The sequence below is a fragment of the Kitasatospora sp. NPDC101447 genome, assembly GCF_044767225.1.
Taxonomy (GTDB): Bacteria; Actinomycetota; Actinomycetes; order Streptomycetales; family Streptomycetaceae; genus Kitasatospora.
The window spans coordinates 134268-149667 of sequence record NZ_JBIWNL010000011.1 but is presented as its reverse complement, the minus strand read 5'-3'; the positions used below and the strand labels follow the sequence as shown (position 1 = coordinate 149667).

General features: G+C 75.5%; 14 protein-coding genes. 5 read left to right on the top strand and 9 right to left on the bottom strand.

Annotated features, from left to right (window positions below; all coding sequences use genetic code 11):
- Positions 1 to 177 precede the first annotated feature (177 nt).
- From ACIRST_RS18150 to ACIRST_RS18140, 3 genes are all read right to left on the bottom strand, one after another.
- Entirely contained in the window at positions 178 to 1308 is a 1131-nt protein-coding gene (locus ACIRST_RS18150; RefSeq protein ID WP_402803102.1) for an aminotransferase class I/II-fold pyridoxal phosphate-dependent enzyme, read from the bottom strand.
- Positions 1309 to 1372: 64 nt separating this feature from the next.
- The gene (locus ACIRST_RS18145; protein WP_350520958.1) at positions 1373 to 2008 is read right to left on the bottom strand and encodes a PAS domain-containing protein; all 636 of its coding nucleotides are present in this window, start codon (positions 2006 to 2008) and stop codon (positions 1373 to 1375) included.
- A gap of 168 nt (positions 2009 to 2176) precedes the next feature.
- Complete coding sequence (locus tag ACIRST_RS18140) at positions 2177 to 3790, bottom strand: beta-propeller fold lactonase family protein (protein WP_402803101.1); 1614 nt, start codon at positions 3788 to 3790, stop codon at positions 2177 to 2179.
- Between the two features lie 347 nt (positions 3791 to 4137).
- On the opposite strand from ACIRST_RS18140, the gene ACIRST_RS18135 reads away from it, so the two are divergent.
- Together ACIRST_RS18135 and ACIRST_RS18130 are read left to right on the top strand one after the other, a co-directional pair.
- Positions 4138 to 4581 (top strand): Rrf2 family transcriptional regulator, encoded by a 444-nt coding sequence (locus tag ACIRST_RS18135; RefSeq protein WP_350520960.1) that lies wholly within the window; start codon positions 4138 to 4140, stop codon positions 4579 to 4581.
- 108 nt (positions 4582 to 4689) lie between these two features.
- On the top strand, positions 4690 to 5871 hold the full coding sequence (locus ACIRST_RS18130) for a globin domain-containing protein (protein WP_350520961.1): 1182 nt from the start codon (positions 4690 to 4692) through the stop codon (positions 5869 to 5871).
- Positions 5872 to 6044: 173 nt separating this feature from the next.
- On the opposite strand, the gene ddaH is transcribed toward ACIRST_RS18130, so the two are convergent.
- Positions 6045 to 6884 carry a dimethylargininase gene (gene ddaH / locus ACIRST_RS18125; RefSeq protein ID WP_402803100.1) on the bottom strand — a complete coding sequence of 280 codons (840 nt, stop codon included), beginning with the start codon at positions 6882 to 6884 and terminating at the stop codon, positions 6045 to 6047.
- A gap of 295 nt (positions 6885 to 7179) precedes the next feature.
- On the bottom strand, positions 7180 to 8073 hold the full coding sequence (locus ACIRST_RS18120; RefSeq protein WP_402803099.1) for an MBL fold metallo-hydrolase: 894 nt from the start codon (positions 8071 to 8073) through the stop codon (positions 7180 to 7182).
- A gap of 219 nt (positions 8074 to 8292) precedes the next feature.
- On the opposite strand from ACIRST_RS18120, the gene ACIRST_RS18115 reads away from it, so the two are divergent.
- Positions 8293 to 9075, top strand: coding sequence for an SGNH/GDSL hydrolase family protein (locus tag ACIRST_RS18115; protein WP_350520964.1), 783 nt, complete (start codon positions 8293 to 8295; stop codon positions 9073 to 9075).
- Positions 9076 to 9082: 7 nt separating this feature from the next.
- On the opposite strand, the gene ACIRST_RS18110 is transcribed toward ACIRST_RS18115, so the two are convergent.
- Complete coding sequence (locus tag ACIRST_RS18110) at positions 9083 to 9505, bottom strand: DUF2809 domain-containing protein (protein WP_350520965.1); 423 nt, start codon at positions 9503 to 9505, stop codon at positions 9083 to 9085.
- A 274-nt stretch (positions 9506 to 9779) separates the two neighbouring features.
- On the opposite strand from ACIRST_RS18110, the gene ACIRST_RS18105 reads away from it, so the two are divergent.
- Entirely contained in the window at positions 9780 to 11264 is a 1485-nt protein-coding gene (locus tag ACIRST_RS18105) for a DUF2252 domain-containing protein (RefSeq protein ID WP_402803098.1), read from the top strand.
- A 315-nt stretch (positions 11265 to 11579) separates the two neighbouring features.
- On the opposite strand, the gene ACIRST_RS18100 is transcribed toward ACIRST_RS18105, so the two are convergent.
- The 3 genes from ACIRST_RS18100 to ACIRST_RS18090 are packed head-to-tail and all read right to left on the bottom strand — an operon-like array spanning position 11580 to position 14372.
- Entirely contained in the window at positions 11580 to 12266 is a 687-nt protein-coding gene (locus tag ACIRST_RS18100) for an alpha/beta fold hydrolase (protein WP_402803097.1), read from the bottom strand.
- Positions 12267 to 12294: 28 nt separating this feature from the next.
- Positions 12295 to 13809, bottom strand: coding sequence for an MFS transporter (locus ACIRST_RS18095; RefSeq protein ID WP_402803096.1), 1515 nt, complete (start codon positions 13807 to 13809; stop codon positions 12295 to 12297).
- The gene (locus tag ACIRST_RS18090; RefSeq protein ID WP_396546210.1) at positions 13806 to 14372 is read right to left on the bottom strand and encodes a helix-turn-helix domain-containing protein; all 567 of its coding nucleotides are present in this window, start codon (positions 14370 to 14372) and stop codon (positions 13806 to 13808) included. Before ACIRST_RS18090 ends, ACIRST_RS18095 begins: the two co-directional genes overlap by 4 nt.
- Positions 14373 to 14620: 248 nt before the next feature.
- Between ACIRST_RS18090 and ACIRST_RS18085 the strand changes: the two genes are divergently transcribed.
- A complete protein-coding gene (locus tag ACIRST_RS18085; RefSeq protein ID WP_402803095.1) occupies positions 14621 to 15364 on the top strand; it encodes a class I SAM-dependent methyltransferase in 744 nt (247 codons plus the stop codon).
- The last annotated feature ends 36 nt before the right edge of the window (positions 15365 to 15400 follow it).

Here is a 15400-nt window from a genome sequence, read left to right as displayed (position 1 = left end):
GCCCCCGCCCGGGCGCTGCGTCCTGCCCTGCCCCCCCGGGGGGGGGGCGGGGCGGGCGGGCCCGCCCCCCCCCCCCCCCCCGCGCGGGGGCCCCCCCCCCCCGGCTCGTTCGGGCGCGCGGGCGCCGGCGCCGGGCGCGGCGGTCCGCCACACGCCGCCCGGCGGGGCCCGAGCCGGTCAGCGCTTGCGGAGCCGGCCGGCGAAGGCCTCCAGGGCCGGGCCCGGGTCGCGCCGGCCGATGCCGAGGCGGAAGCGGTCGGTCGGGGTGGGCGTCAGTTCGGAGCGGAAGGTGCTCGCGGGCAGCAGGATGACGCCCGCCTGCTCGACCAGCCCGGCGCAGAAGTCCTCCACGCCGTCCGCCCCGAGGTAGCGCGGGAAGGCGACGCAGCCGCCGTCCGGGGCCCGCCACTCGAAGAGGTCAGCGAACTCGGCGAAGAAGGCGTCGAAGAGCGGCAGGTTCTCGGCGATGATGCCGCGGTTGCGCGCCAGGATCCGCTCGCGGGCCGTGATCGCGATCCGGGCCAGCACCTCGCTCGGCGCCGAGTTGCAGATCGTGGTGTAGTGCTTGGCCCGTTCCAGGCGGGAGCGCACCTCGCGGTCCCGGCAGGCGATCCAGCCGATCCGCAGGCCGGGCAGGCCGAGCGACTTGGAGGTGACGTTGAGCGAGAGGGCCCGCTCGGAGAGGTCGGCGGCCTGCGGCAGGGTGCGGGCCGGATCCCGCTCCAGGCCGCGGTAGACCTCGTCCGAGAAGAGCCGGATGCCGCGCTCGTCGCAGAGTTCGACGAGCCGGGCGAAGTCGGCGGCGTCGATCAGCGCGCCGGTGGGGTTGTTGGGGAAGTTGACCGACAGCACCCTGGTGTTCGGGCGCAGCGCCGCCTCGACGGCGTCGAGGTCGAGCGCCCAGTCCCTCCGGTCGTCCAGGGCGACGCCGGTGACCTCGCACAGGGAGAGCGGGACGGTCTCGGCGGACTGGTAGCCGGGGGTCACCACCACCGCGTGGTCGCCCGGTTCGAGCAGCACCTGCATGGCGAGGTTGAGCCCCTCCTGGGCCCCGGCGAAGCAGATCAGGTCGTCCTCGTCGACCCGCTCGTACGTCCCGGCGATCGCCCGGCGGAGCCCGGGGTCGCCGAAGGTCTCGGTGTAGCCGAGGGCGAGGGTGTCCCAGGCCTCGCGGTCCTCGGGGCCGGCCAGGGCGAGCAGCTCGGCCATCGTCATGGTCTGGGCGTCGGAGGCGGTGAGGTGGTGGGGTGCGGTGAACTCCCAGCGCGAGAGGTGGGTTTCGAGCCGGAAGTCGGGGAGCTGGGGCATGGGGGCCGTTCCTTCCTGGGGCCTGGGGTGCTGCGGGGCCGTCGGGCCTTGCGGTCCTACGGCCTTACGGGCCGGCGGGGTGCTTGAGCTCGGCGAGCAGGCTGTAGGCGGTCGAGCGGGATATCCGCAGCGCCGTGGCGACGACCGGGACGGCCCGGCGGACGGCGAACACCCCGGCCTGGTCGAGTTCGCGCAGCACGGCCAGCCGGTCCTCGCGGGTGAAGCGCTCCAGCGGGCGCCCCCGGGCGCGGGCGTGGCCGGCGATCACGTCGTTCATCCGCTCCGTCCAGTCGCGTTCGAAGAGCGGCTCGGGGCGCGGTGCGCTGGGGGCGGCGAAGCCGGCGAGGAGGGCGGCGGCCTGCTCCAGCGGGCCCCGGTCGAGGTTGACGCAGAGCACCGCCGAGGGCTGTCCGGCGTCGTCGCGCAGCACGGCGCTGACGGCGGAGAGCCGGCGGCCGTCGGGCAGCGCCTTCTCGTACGGGCCGTAGACGTCGGGGGCGGTGGGGTCGACCTCGTCCAGTTCGCCGAGCATCGACGGGTCGCCCGGGGCGCGGGGGGTCATCGGGTTCCAGATGGCGAGCACCCGGTCGGTGGCGATGTCGTGCAGCACCACCTCGGCGTACGGGCCGAGCAGCAGGGCCACCGCGCGGCAGGCCGGGGCGAAGGTCCGGACGCGCGGGTCGGGGTTCTCCGAGGGCATGTTCGGACTGTACGTCCGGCCCGGACACTTCGTCCAGGACCACCGACGGCGGAGGCCCTGCCGGACGGGCCGGGGGTCCGGCAGGACTCCCGGGTTCCGGCAGGGCCTCCGCGCCGCGGTTCGACGGCGGGTACTGGGTGCAGGCGGGTGCTACGGACAAGGCGGGTGCTACGTGCAGGTGATCGACAGTCCGAGGACGGAGGAGCAGCTGCGGGTGTCCCGGCTGGTGGTGGGCGACGGGTCGGCGGGGGTGCCTGCGGTGCGGGCCACGGTGACGTCCCAGCTGCGGATCAGCGAGAGCACTCCGACCTGGATCGTGAAGTGCCGGGTGACGGTCGCGCCCTTGGCGAGCGGGGCGGCCAGCGTGCAGGTGAGCTTCCCGGCGGCCACGGTGCAGTCGGTGGAGGTGGTGGTCAGGCCGCTGGGCAGGCCGGCGGTGACGGTGGCCGCGGTGATCGGGTCGGGGCCCTGGTTGGTGAGCGTGACCGTGTAGTCGACGCGGCTGGCGAGCAGTTGGGTGACCGGGGTCGCGGTGAGCGCCACGGCCAGGTGGGCGCTGGGCGCGGCGTAGGTGAAGCGGTCGGCGGCGACGGCCGCGCTGGTGCCGCCGGGCGTGGTGACCCGGACGTCCACCGGTCCGGTCACGGCGGTGGCGGGGGCGGTCGCGGTGCAGCTGGTCCTGGTGCAGCTGAACGCGGTGGCCGGGCCGGCCGCGCCGAAGGTCACCGCGGTGGCGCCGTTCAGGTCGGTGCCGGTGATCGTCACCACGGTGCCGCCCGTCCCGGAGCCGCTGCTCGGGGCGATCGCGGTCACGGCCGGTACGGGCAGCGGGAAGTTCAGCACCTGCACGGCGCTGCCGGCGAAGTCGGCCAGGTAGCCGTGCCGCCCGTCGGCGGCCAGCGCCAGGGTGTACGGGCTCGCGCCGACCGGCACGGTCGCGGTGACGGTGCGGGTGGCGGTGTCCACCACGCTCAGCGTGTTGTCGGCGTAGTCGGACACGTACGCGGTCGCACCGTCGGGGGCGACGGTGACGGCGTACGGGCCGGATCCGACCTGGACGGTGCCGAGGAGCGTGTTCGCCGCGGTGTCGATCACGGCGGCCGTGCTGTCGTCGCCGTCGGCCACCCAGAGCCGGCTGCCGTCCGGGGCGAGTGCCAGGCCGAAGGCGCTGTGGCCGACGGGAACGGTGGCGCTCACCGTGCTGCCCACGGTGTCGACGACGTTCACCGCCTTGTCACCGGAGGCCGCGACGTACAGCCGCTTGCCGTCGGGCGAGACGGCCAGCCCGTGCGGCTCGGCGCCGACCGGGACGGTCGCGGTCACGGTGTTCGAGGAGGTGTCCAGCACGCTCACCGTGTTGGCGGAGGCGTTGCTCACGTAGGCGCGCGAGCCGTCCGGGGAGAGGGCGAGGCCCCAGGGCTGGGTGCCGACCGGGACGGTCGCGGTCACCGTGTTCGTCGCGGTGTCCACGACGCTGACCGTGTTGTCCAGGTGGTGCGTCAGGTAGGCGCGGTGCCCGTCCGGCGCGAGGGCGACCGCGTAGGAGCCGGTGCCGGCGGTGAAGCTGCCGGACACCGTGTTGTTCGCGGTGTCCAGGACGCTCACGGTGCCGCTGCTCTGGCTGGTCACGTAGGCGTGGCCGCCGTCCGGCGTCAGGGCGACGCCCGCCGGGTAGGGGGCCACCGGCACCTGGGCGGTGACGGCCGGCGGCGGGGCGGCGGCCCCGGCGGTGGTGGCGGGCAGGGACAGCAGTGCGGCCGTGGCCGCGGCTATCGCGGTCACGGCCGTCGGGGTTCGACGGGGTGCTCGGCGTGTTCTCACGGTCTCTCCGTTCGGTCGGCGGTCGGCGGTCGGGGTGGCGCTCGGTACGGGCGGTGCGGTGCGGCACGGGCCGTGCTGCTCGTACGGGTGGTGCGGTACGGGTGGTGCGGCTGTGCCGTGCGTCACGCGCGGGGCGGGCCCCGGGCCGCACGAAGCGTAGAAGCCGCCCTGACCACCCGTCAGGGAGTGACCGCTAATGTCGCCAACTGTTCAGATTCGACCGGTTCTTCGGGCAGCTTCCGGACCACCCCGGTCGGGGTCGTGCAGAAAATTGGAATTGTGGAGTCGCATTCGATAGCGTTTCGAACGTGAGGCTGACCAAGAGCACCGACATCGCCCTCCGCATCGCCATGCGGCTGGCGGTCCTCGCCGAGGGCGACACCCCGACCACCCGCGAGGTGGCCGAGTCGGTCGGCGTGCCGTACACCCACGCGGCGAAGGTGGTCAGCCGCCTGCAGCACCTCGGGGTGGTGGAGGCCCGGCGCGGTCGCGGCGGCGGGCTGATGATCACCTTCGCCGGGCGGACCGGTTCGCTCGGACTGCTGCTGCGGGAGCTGGAAGGCGTCGGCGACGTGGTCGGCTGCGAGGACGACCCGCCGTGCCCGCTGCGGGCCGCGTGCCGGCTGCGCGGGGTGCTGCGCAACGCCCAGGAGGCGTTCTTCGCCACGCTCGACCCGTACTGCATCGACGACCTGGTGGCCGCCCCCACCGGACCGGTCCTGCTCAGCCTCACGATCCGCCCCACCGACTGACCCGCCCCACCGACCGATCCACCCCACCGACCGGTCCGCGCCCCTGCGGCCGCTCGGTACCGTACGGCCTTAAATACGAATCTCAGATACCAGTTAGGAGCCCGACCGATGCTGTCCGCGAAGTCCGCCGAGGTCATCGAAGCCACCCTGCCCGCCGTGGGCGCCGCCATCGGCGACATCACCCCGCGCTTCTACGACCGGCTGTTCGCCGCCCACCCCGAGCTGCTGCGCGACCTCTTCAACCGCGGCAACCAGGCCAACGGCACCCAGCGTCAGGCGCTGGCCGGCTCGATAGCCACCTTCGCCACCGCGCTGCTCGCCCACCCGGACCAGCGCCCCGACGCGATGCTCGCGCGGATCGCCCACAAGCACGTCTCGGTCGGCATCGCCGACGATCAGTACAAGATCGTCCACGAGCACCTGTTCGCCGCGATCGTGGAGGTCCTCGGCGAGGCCGTCACCCCCGAGGTCGCCGCCGCCTGGGACGAGGTCTACTGGCTGATGGCCAACGCGCTGATCGCCGTCGAGGACCGGCTGCGCACCGAGGCCGCCGCGGGCGGCGACCCGGCCGACCTGTGGCGCCCCTACACCGTGGTCACCCGCTACCAGGAGACCGACAGCGTCACCAGCTACCTCGTCCGCCCGGCCGACGACCGCCCCGTGCCGGCCTCCCGCCCCGGCCAGTACGTCTCCGTGCGCACCGAACTGCCCGACGGCGCCCGGCAGATCCGCCAGTACAGCCTCTCCGGCGGGGCCGACGGCGCGCTGCGCTTCACCGTCAAGCGCGAGGCCGGCGGCGAGGTCTCCGGCCACCTCCAGGACCACCTGCGCACCGGCGACACCGTCGAGCTCTCCGCCCCGATGGGCGACGTCTTCCTCGCCGAGGGCGACGGCCCGGTCCTGCTCGCCTCGGCCGGCATCGGCAACACCCCGATGACCGCGATGCTCGACCACCTCGCCGCCACCGGCTCCACCCGCCGGATCGTCTCGGTGCACGGCGACCGCGACCAGCTCAGCCACGCCTTCCGCGCCGACCTGGAGCAGCTGACCGCCAAGCTGCCGAACGCCACCTCCCACGTCTTCTACGAGCGGCCGCTCGGCGAGTGGCCGGCCGAGCGCACCGGACTGGTGAACCTCGCCTCGGTCGAGATCCCGGCCGGCACCACCGCCTACCTCTGCGGCCCGCTGCCCTTCCTGCGCGCCGTGCGCGAGCAGCTGCTGACCGCCGGAGTCCCGGCGGCGGACATCCACTACGAGGTGTTCGGCCCGGACCTCTGGCTCGGCGCCTGATCCCGGGAACCCCGGCCTGACCGGGCTCCCCGCACCGGCACCGGTCCGCCCGTACGACGACGGGCGGGCCGGTGCCGCAGTGCTGCGGGTTCCCCACGGGCTCCGGGTTCCGTACGGCTGCGGGTTCCGTACCGCTCCGGGTTCCGCACGGCATCAGGCCCTGCCGGGCCGGTTCACGCGGGGGCCGGGGCCGGCCTGAGCTCCAGGGTGCAGCACTTGGCCCCGCCGCCGCCCTTCAGCAGCTCGGAGACGTCCACCGGGATCGGCTCGTAGCCGTGGTCGGCGAGCCGGCCCGCCAGGTTCTTGGCCGTCTCCGGCAGCATCACCCGGCGCCCGTCCGAGACCGCGTTGAGCCCGAACGCCTCGGCGTCCGCGCGGTCGGCGAGGACGGCGTCCGGGTAGAGCGTGCGCAGCGCGGCGCGGCTGTCGGCGTCGAACGCCTCCGGGTAGTACATGACGTGGTCGTCCGCGAGCACGGCCAGCGCGGTGTCCAGGTGGTAGAAGCGCGGGTCGACCAGGGTCAGGCTGACCACCGGGACGCCGAACAGCTCGCCCGCCTCGGCGTGCGCGGCGCGCGAGCTGCGGAAGCCCGTCCCGGCGAGCACCCGGCGGCCCACCACCAGGTGGTCGCCCTCGCCCTCGTTGACCTGCCCGGCGCGGCGCACCTCGCGGTAGCCGCGCGCCCGGAACCAGGCCTGGTAGGCGTCCGACTCGGCGGCGCGCTGCGGGTGGCGGAAGGTCGCCACCAGCACCCGGCCGTCCAGCACGGTCGCGCCGTTGGCGGCGTAGACCATGTCGGGCAGGCCGGGCAGCGGGTCGATCAGCTCGACGGTGTGGCCGAGGCGGCGGTACGTCCAGTACAGCCGCTCCCACTGGCGGAGCGCGAGCGCGGTGTCGGTGGGCTGGGACGGATCCATCCACGGATTGATCGCGTAGTCCACGGTGAAGTGCGTCGGCCTGCACATCAGGTAGCGCCGCGGCCGGGCGGTGCGCTCCGGGGTCTGCGTGGGCATGGCTCAACCGTCCTTGGATCGCGGGGAGCTCGGGGTTCCGCCGGTACGGAACACCTCTCTGTTGCAGAGGCGGCTGCCCCGGCGGCACCGTTCGCACACCAGCGCGGGCGCCCCCGGTGGACGCACGCCCCCGCGCACCCGGCGCGAGCACCGGCGCACGTGTCCTCCGGTGCTACCGGCGGGTCCGCGCGCGGACCGCGGTCGGCGCGGCGGCGCGGGGCCCGTTACCAGCGGCGCCTCGGTGCCCGTACCAGCGGCGCCGCAGGACCCGCACCCTGCCGCGCCCCGGGGCCCGCTACCAGCGGACCGCGGCGAAGTCCACCGGCGCGGACCGCAGCTTGCGGCAGCGCTCGGCCAGCGAGCGCAGCCGGCGGTCCGCCTCCTCGGCGGGCATCCGGCGCCGCTCCCCGTGCCCGGGGAGCAGCCACTCGAAGCGGAGCACGCCCAGGCTGCGCTCCAGCGAGGCCGCCTGCTCCTCGATCGAGTACCAGGTGATGGCCTCGTGCACCTCCACGTCCCCGGTGGTGCGGGACCAGTACAGGCTGTCGCCGCTGAAGCAGTACCGCTCGTCGGCGACGAAGAGCACGCTGCCGCGGGTGTGGCCGGGGAGCGGGTGGGCGACCAGGCCGGGACCGATCTCCACCGGCTCGGTGCCGCGCAGCACCCGGTCCGCGTCGGGGGCGGCGTCGAGGTCGCCCTCGTGGATCCAGAGCCGGGCGCCGAGCCGGTCGGCGTACTCCCGGCCGTGCCGGGCGTGGTCACGGTGGGTCAGCAGGACGTCGGTGACCGGGCCGAGCGCGGCGTAGCGGGCGGCGAGCTCCTCGCTGTAGCGGGGCGTGTCGACCATCACCCAGCCGGTGGGGCGGCGGCAGAGGTAGGAGTTGGCGCCCGCCGTGAGGCGGGAGTTGTGGCCGAGCAGCAGTACGCCGTCGTCGAGGGCGAGCGGGAAGGGGTCGTCGGCCGGGTCGAGCCGGCCGGAGCCGGGGCGGACGGAGCGGGTCGGGCAGGCGTGGGCGGCGGCCAGCAGCTGTCGGCGTTCGGCCTCGTCGCGCGGCTGGTGGACCAGCTCGGAGCGGCCGGCGCGCTCGCGGACCAGGTCGGGGGCGAGCTGGCGGGCGACGTCGCAGTTGGTGCAGCGGTCGTCGATCGACCAGTTCTCGGGCACGTCGGAACGCGGGTTCGTGGCCATGGATGTCTTCCCCCAGATGGACGGCGGCCGGGGCGGCCGCTCCCTCGAAGCATCGGCCGCACGGGCCCGAAAGCGGAAGGGGGTGCGGTTCTTGTGCTTTGCCGGGCACGGCGCTCTGAGCCGCCGCGCGGGGCCGACGAGGGTACGTGGTCCATCTCACGTGCCGCCACGGTCACCTACGGTGGCGTAGGTCACTTGATTAGGTGAACTATCTCTTTCATGCCGAACCTCCAGGAGACCCTCGACCTCAATTCGTACGCCGCCCTCGGGGACAGCTTCACCGAAGGCCTGAACGACCCCGGTGTCGACGGCAGGTTCGCCGGATGGGCCGACCGCCTGGCCGCGATGCTCGCCGACGGGCGTCCGCCGGGCGACTTCCGCTACGCCAACCTCGCGGTGCGCGGCCGGCTGCTGGACCAGATCACGGCCGAGCAGGTGCCGGAGGTCCGTCGCCTCCAGCCCGACCTGGTCACCTTCTGCGCCGGCGGCAACGACATCCTGCGGCCGGGCGCCGACCCGGACGAGGTCGCCGAGCGCTTCGAGGCGGCCGTCGTCCAACTCGCCGAATCCGCCGGGACGGTGCTGATCTGCACCGGCTTCGACACCCGCGACGTTCCGCTGCTGAAGCACCTGCGCGGCAAGATCGCCACCTACAACGGGCACATGCGGGCCGTCGCCGACCGCAACGGCTGCAAGGTGGCCGACCTCTGGTCGCTGCGCGCGGTGCAGGACCGCCGCGCGTGGAGCGAGGACCGCCTGCACCTGTCCCCCGAGGGCCACCAGCGGGTCGCCCTGCTGGCCGCCCGCTCGCTGGGCCTGGCCACCGGGCAGGACCCGGAGGCGCCGTGGCCGGACGCCCCCGTGCTCACCTCCGCCGACCAGCGGCGCGAGAACCTCCAGTGGGCCCGTGAGCACCTGATCCCGTGGGTCGGCCGGCGCCTGCGCGGCGAGTCCTCGGGCGACCACGTCGAGCCCAAGCGGCCCGACCTGATGCCACTCTGACGGATCGTCAGCCCTGTCGGGCCGCTCCACCGGCCGCCGCGGGACGCACGCCCCGCGCCGCCCGGTGGAGCAGCGCGGCACCGGCCGCGCCAACCAGGTACCAGAGCAGGTCCGGCGGGTTGAACGTCGAGCCGAGGACGAGCCGGGCCAGGACGCTGCGGCGGCCCCACGCGTCCGGCAGGCCGGTGAGCTGGAACAGCTCCACCGCCCAGCTCAGCCCGGCCGCCCACGCGGCGGCCCGGACGGGGCGCACCCGCGGCGCGGCGAGCAGGACCAGGCAGTACAGCAGGACGGTGTAGAGCGCGTCCCCCGCGTACTTGGTGACGTCCCCGTCCGCCACCGCCCGCACGCCCAGGCCCGCGGCCACCGTCGCCACTGCTGCCGCGCCTGCGGCCGTACGCGCACGCAGGTTCCCCCGAAGATCGTCCATCCGGCCCACGCTACCGGCCGCCCGGCCGGGCGCCGCACGCACCACCCGACGCGCCCGGGCCCGGCGGAGCGGGCAGAGCAGGCAGATCGGGCAGAGCAGGCAGAGCAGCCGGAACGGGTCGGGTGCGGCCGCCGGTCCGGGGGCGAGACCAACCCCACCCGCCCCGCCGGAACCACCACGCGGCCCCGGACGTCACTCCCCCCGATGAATCACCATCCGCGCAGGTCGCGGGCGGGTAAGGACCGGAAGGGACGGGCGGGGCGCGGTGGCGCGGATGACCGAGGCAGTGGACGGGGCGGAGCCGGGAGCAGCGACGGGGGGCCGGGGCGGGCTGCCGGGCGTCGTGGCGCAGCGCAGTGCGCCCGGTGCGGGCGGCCCGGAGGGGCGGGCCCGGCGCGGGTTCGCGGTGGCCGGGTTCGCCCCGGCCCAGGACGGGCAGGCGCGGGAGCGCGGCAAGGAGCTGCGGGCGCGGATGCCCCGGGAGCGGCACGCGGAGTTCGCCGTCGCCGCCGGGCGGCCGACGGCCGTGGAGGCGCTGGAGGCGTCGAACGCCGGCCGGATCGCCGAGCTGGTGGCGATCCGGGTGGGGCGGATGGCCGCCACGCCGTTCGCCTTCCTGCGCGGATCGGCCGGCCTGATGGCGGCCGACCTCGCGGGCACGCCGGTCACCGGGGTCGGCGCCCAGCTGTGCGGGGACGCGCACGCCGCCAACTTCGGGCTGTACGGTGACGCGCGCGGCCAGCTCGTCATGGACATCAACGACTTCGACGAGACCGTGCACGGCCCCTGGGAGTGGGACCTCAAGCGGCTCGCCGCCAGCCTGGTGCTGGCCGCCCGGGAGACCGGCGCGCGCGAGAGCACCGCACGCGAGGCCGCCGAGCACGCGGCCGGCTCCTACCGCCGGACCATGCGGACGCTGGCCAAGCTGCCCGCCCTGGACGCCTGGAACGCCGTCGCCGACGAGCAGTTGGTGTCCTTCGCCGAGGCGCACGACCTCGCGGACGTGCTGCGCAAGGTCGGCGCCAAGGCGCTCGGCAACACCAGCGCGAAGTTCGCGGCGCGCAGTACCACCCGCACGCCGGACGGCGGTTGGCGCTTCACGGCCGCTCCCCCGGTGCTCACCGAGGTGACCGACGCGACCGCCCGGGCCGTCGCCCACGCGCTCGGCGCGTACGTGGAGACGGTGCCCGCCGAGGTGCGCACGCTGCTGTCCCGGTACCGGGTGCAGGACGTGGCGTTCCGGGTCGTGGGCACCGGCAGCGTGGGCACCCGCTCGTACGTGGTGCTGCTCACCGACCACCGGGACCAGCCGCTGGTGCTGCAGGTGAAGGAGGCCCGCCCGTCCGCGCTGCTGCCGTACCTGCCGCAGGCGGAACAGGACGGCCACGAGGGCCGCCGGGTGGTGCTCGGCCAGAAGCACATGCAGGTGGTCAGCGACACCCTGCTCGGCTGGACGACCGTCGACGGACTCCCCTACCAGGTGCGGCAGTTCCGCAACCGCAAGGGCAGCGTCGACCCGGCCGCGCTGCAGCCCTCGCAGCTGGACGACTACGCGCGGATCACCGGCGCGCTGCTGGCCCGGGCGCACGCCCACACCGCCGACCCCGGTCTGCTGGCCGGGTACTGCGGCAAGGGCGAGGCGCTGGACGAGGCGGTCGCGGCCTTCGCCGTCGCCTACGCGGACCGCACCGAGGCGGACCACGCCGACCTGCTCACGGCGGTGCGCAGCGGGCGGCTGCCCGTCGAGCACGGCGTGTAGCCAACCCGACCGGTCGCAGGGCCGTTCCGGCGGGCCGGGCAGCCGCCCCGAGCGGTCGCACCGGCCGTTCCGGCGGGACGGGTAGCCGCCCCGAGTGGAGGGGGGGGGGGGGGCGCGCGGGGGCCCCCCCGGGGGGGGCCCCCCCCCCCCCCCCCCCCCCCCCCCCCCCCCCCCCCCCCCCCCGCCCCCCGCCCCCCCCCCCCGCGGGGGGGGGGGGGGGGGGGGGGGGGGGGGGGGGGGGGGGGGGCGGGGGGGGGGGGGGGGGCGCGGGGGCGCGGGCGGGGGCCCCCCCCCCCCCCCCCCCCACGCCGGTGGTCACTCCGACAGGAACGGCGCCACCACGGCGACGAACTCCTCGGGCCGGGCACCGTGCACCAGGTGCCCGGCCTCGATCGTGACGAGGCGGCAGTCCGGGATCCGCCGGGCGAGTTCGGCGATCCGCTCCTGGGGGACGTGGCTGGCCGCGCCGCCCGCCACCACCAGGGTGCGGGCGGTGATCCCCGCCAGCCCCTCCCGCCAGGCCGGGTCGGGGTCGTCGAGCTGGGCCCGGACGGCCCGGACCATCGCCCAGTCGAAGTGGACGTCCTCGTCCGGCTCGTCCGGCAGCGCGCTCGCGGGGCGCGGGTACAGGGCGGGGATGTCCTCCAGGACGAGCCGGTGGACGCGCTGCGGCGCGGCCTGGGCGAGGAGGTACGCGACGGCCCCGCCCATCGAGTGGCCGACCAGGTCGACGCGGTCCAGCCCGAGCGCGTCGAGGAAGGCCAGCACGTCGTCGCGCATCTCCGGCAGGCCGTAGGCGCCCGGCCGGCCGCTGTCGCCGTGGCCGCGCAGGTCGAGCGCGTGGACGTGGTGGCCGGGGGCGAGAGCGGGCAGCACCACGTCCCAGTCGGAGGCGCGCTCGCCGAGCGCGTGCAGCAGGACCAGCGGCGGGCCGTCGGCGGGCCCGCTCTCACGGTAGGCGAGCGTCACATCGGGCAGGTCCACGGTCCGTACGTCGGTCATGGCGACCACCGTACGGACCGCGGGCCGGTCAGCGGACCGGCGTTCGCCCCGGGCGCAGCGCGACCGGCTCCTCCCCGTGCCGCTCCTCCCCGTGCTGCTCGTCCTCGTGCCGCTCGTCCTCGTGCCGCTCCCGGGCGGTGGCGCGACCCGCGAGGACCGAGGCCAGCACGGCGACGCCGGCCACCGCCGCGCAGACCGTGCTCGCGGTGAGGTAGGCGGTGCGGTGCCCGCCGCCCCCGGCGGTCTCCCGCAGGTAGACGCCGGACAGCGCCGACACGGCGACGGCCGCCGCGATCCGCTGCGCCATCTGCAGGATCGCCCCGCTCACCCCGGCCGCCTCGGCGGGTGCGTGGCGCAGCACGAAGGCCTGGTTGGTGGAGCCCATCAGGCCGATCGAGGCGCCGCCGAGGAGCTGCAGCAGCGCCAGCAGCCAGGGCAGGACGGCGGCGGACGCCCAGTGCGCGACCAGGCCGCCGGCGAGCATGGCCAGGGCGGAGCCGGCCATGCCGACGGTGACGGTGCGTCGGCCGAAGCGCTGGACGACCCGCCAGGCGAGCGCGGAGGCCACGCCCATCGCGACGGCGGAGGGCAGCGCGACCAGCGCGGCGCCCATCGGGGAGAGTCCGAGGCCGTCCTGGAGGAACATGGTCAGGACCAGTGACGCCGCGAGCGAGGAGCCGAACTGGGCCATCGCCGTCGCCGTGCCGAGCGCGTACGGCGCGGAGCGGGTGAGCGCGGGGTGGATCAGCGGGTGGCCGCCGGAGCGGGCGTAGCGGCGCTGCCACCCGGCGAGCGCGCCGAGCAGGAGGACGGCGGCGGTCGCGAAGGCCGCCCAGCCGGTCCAGCCGGGGGGCCGGACGAACGGCAGCATCAGGGCGAGGGTGAGCGCGCCGACCAGCAGCAGTCCGACCAGGTCGAGATCGGCGTGCCGGGCGCTGGGGCGGGGCCTGGGCAGGTGGCGGGCGGCCAGGGCGACGGTGGCCAGGCCGAACGGCACGTTGAGCAGGAAGGTCAGCCGCCAGCCGTGCTCGGGGCCGACCGCCGCCAGCACCGCGCCGCCGATCGGCGGGCCCAGGGCGAAGGCGAGCCCTCCGGTGACGGCGTACATGCCGAGGGCGCGGGCCCGCAGCTGGCCCTCGAAGACGTCCTGGAGGGTGCCGATCATCTGGGAGTTGACCAGGCCCGCGCCCGCCCCCTGCACCAGCCGGGCGGCGATCAGCACCGCGGGCTCGGTCGCGGTCGCCGAGACCAGGCTGACCAGCGTGAACAGGGCGAGCCCGGAGACGAAGAACCACTTGCGGCCCTTGACGTCGCCGAGCCGCCCGCCGGGGATCAGCGCCAGGCCGAAGGCGAGCGAGTACCCGGCGACGATCCACTGCAGGTCGGCGGGCCCGGCGTGCAGGCTCTCGCGCAGCGCGGGGATGGAGGTGTTGAGCACGGACTGGTCGAGCAGCGTGGTGAAGCCGCCCGCGACGCAGACCAGCAGGACGCGGCGCCCGGCGGCGTCGAAGCGCTGCTCGGCTATCGGGCCGGTGGCGCTCACGGCTCGACCACCACCAGGGCGTACCGGGCGTCGCCGGGGCCGAGGCTGCGGAAGCGGCTGGTGGCGCCGACGTAGCGCAGGCAGTCGCCGGGGGCGAGCAGTTGCGCCGCGCCGTCCACGGTCAGCTCCAACGCCCCCTCGAACAGCCAGAGGTGGTGCTCCCGGCCGGGCGTGCAGGCGCGGTCGTACGCGATGTCGGCGCCGGCGGGCAGCCGCCCCTCGATGATCTCGGCCCGCAGCGAGCCGTGCGGCGGCGAGACCGAACGGCGCACGAAGCCGGTGCTGTCGTCCCGCCACACCTGCTGCTCCCCGGCCCGCACCAGCCCGGCCGGGCCCGCCGCCTCCACCTCGGCGAGCAGCCGCGACATCGACCGCCCGTAGACGGCGCACAGCCGCCCGAGCAACGCCGCCGTCGGGCTGACCTCCGCCCGCTCCACCCGCGACAGCGTCGAGCGGCTGATGTCCGCCAGCCGCGCCAACTCCTCCAACGTCCACCCTCGTTCGAGCCTCAGCTCGGCGAGCCGTTGCGCCAGCCGCTCGTCGACGGCCGTATCGATTCCCATATTCGCGATGCTATCCCGGATATGAGATCCACTCCCCCGGATATCCCGGTCCCGATCGGCGACGCGGCCACGCCGGTCCCGTACTCCCGCCCGTACTCCCGCCCGTCCGACCGGCCCGGGACGCCGCCCATCTTTGTGGCTTCGACCAGTACGGCGCCCTGGCCGGCGTGCGGTTGACTGCCCGCCAGGGGCCGCGACCCGTCCCGACGACGCGGCCGCGACCACGGATCCGACGGAAGGACGACGCGATGGGCGTGCAGCAGTACGACGGGATCGGCGAGGCGTTCGAGGGCTTCAAGTCCCTGCCCCTGATGCGCTTCGGCGAGGTGCCGAGCTTCCTGGGCATGGTCGGGGACGTGCGCGGCAGGTCGGTCCTCGACCTGGCCTGCGGCACCGGCTTCTACAGCCGGGAGTTCAAGCGGCGCGGCGCCGCGGAGGTGTTCGGGGTCGACATCTCCGGCGAGATGATCGCCGCCGCCCGGGGGATCGAGCAGCGCGACCCGCTGGGCGTGGGCTACGAGGTCGGGGACGTCGCCGAACTGCGGCCGCTCGACCGGCGCTTCGACGTCGCCCTGGGCGTGCAGTGCCTCAACTACGCGGGCTCCGTCGCCGAGATGGAGCGGATGTGCCGCAACGTCCACCGGAACCTGGCGCCCGGCGGGGAGTTCTTCCTGCTCGCCCAGAACCCGGACTACCGGTTCGACTGTCCGTCCCTGGAGACGTACGGGTTCCGCTGCGAGCCGCTCGGCGAGGAGAGCGAGACGGGCCCGCGGATCCGGGTCACGGCGCTCCTCGACCCGCGGCCGATCAGCATCGTCGCCACGGCCCCGCGCCGCGAGGTCTACGAGCGGTCGCTGCGGGCCGCCGGGTTCGGCGGGCTGGAGTGGGTGCCGCTGCAGGTGTCCGAGGCCGGACTGCGCGAGTTCGGCGAGGACTTCTGGGCGGACCTCCTCGCGTACCCGCCGCTGGAGATGCTGCGCTGCCGCGCCTGACGACCGCTCGGACCGCCCGGACCGCCGGGAGTACCG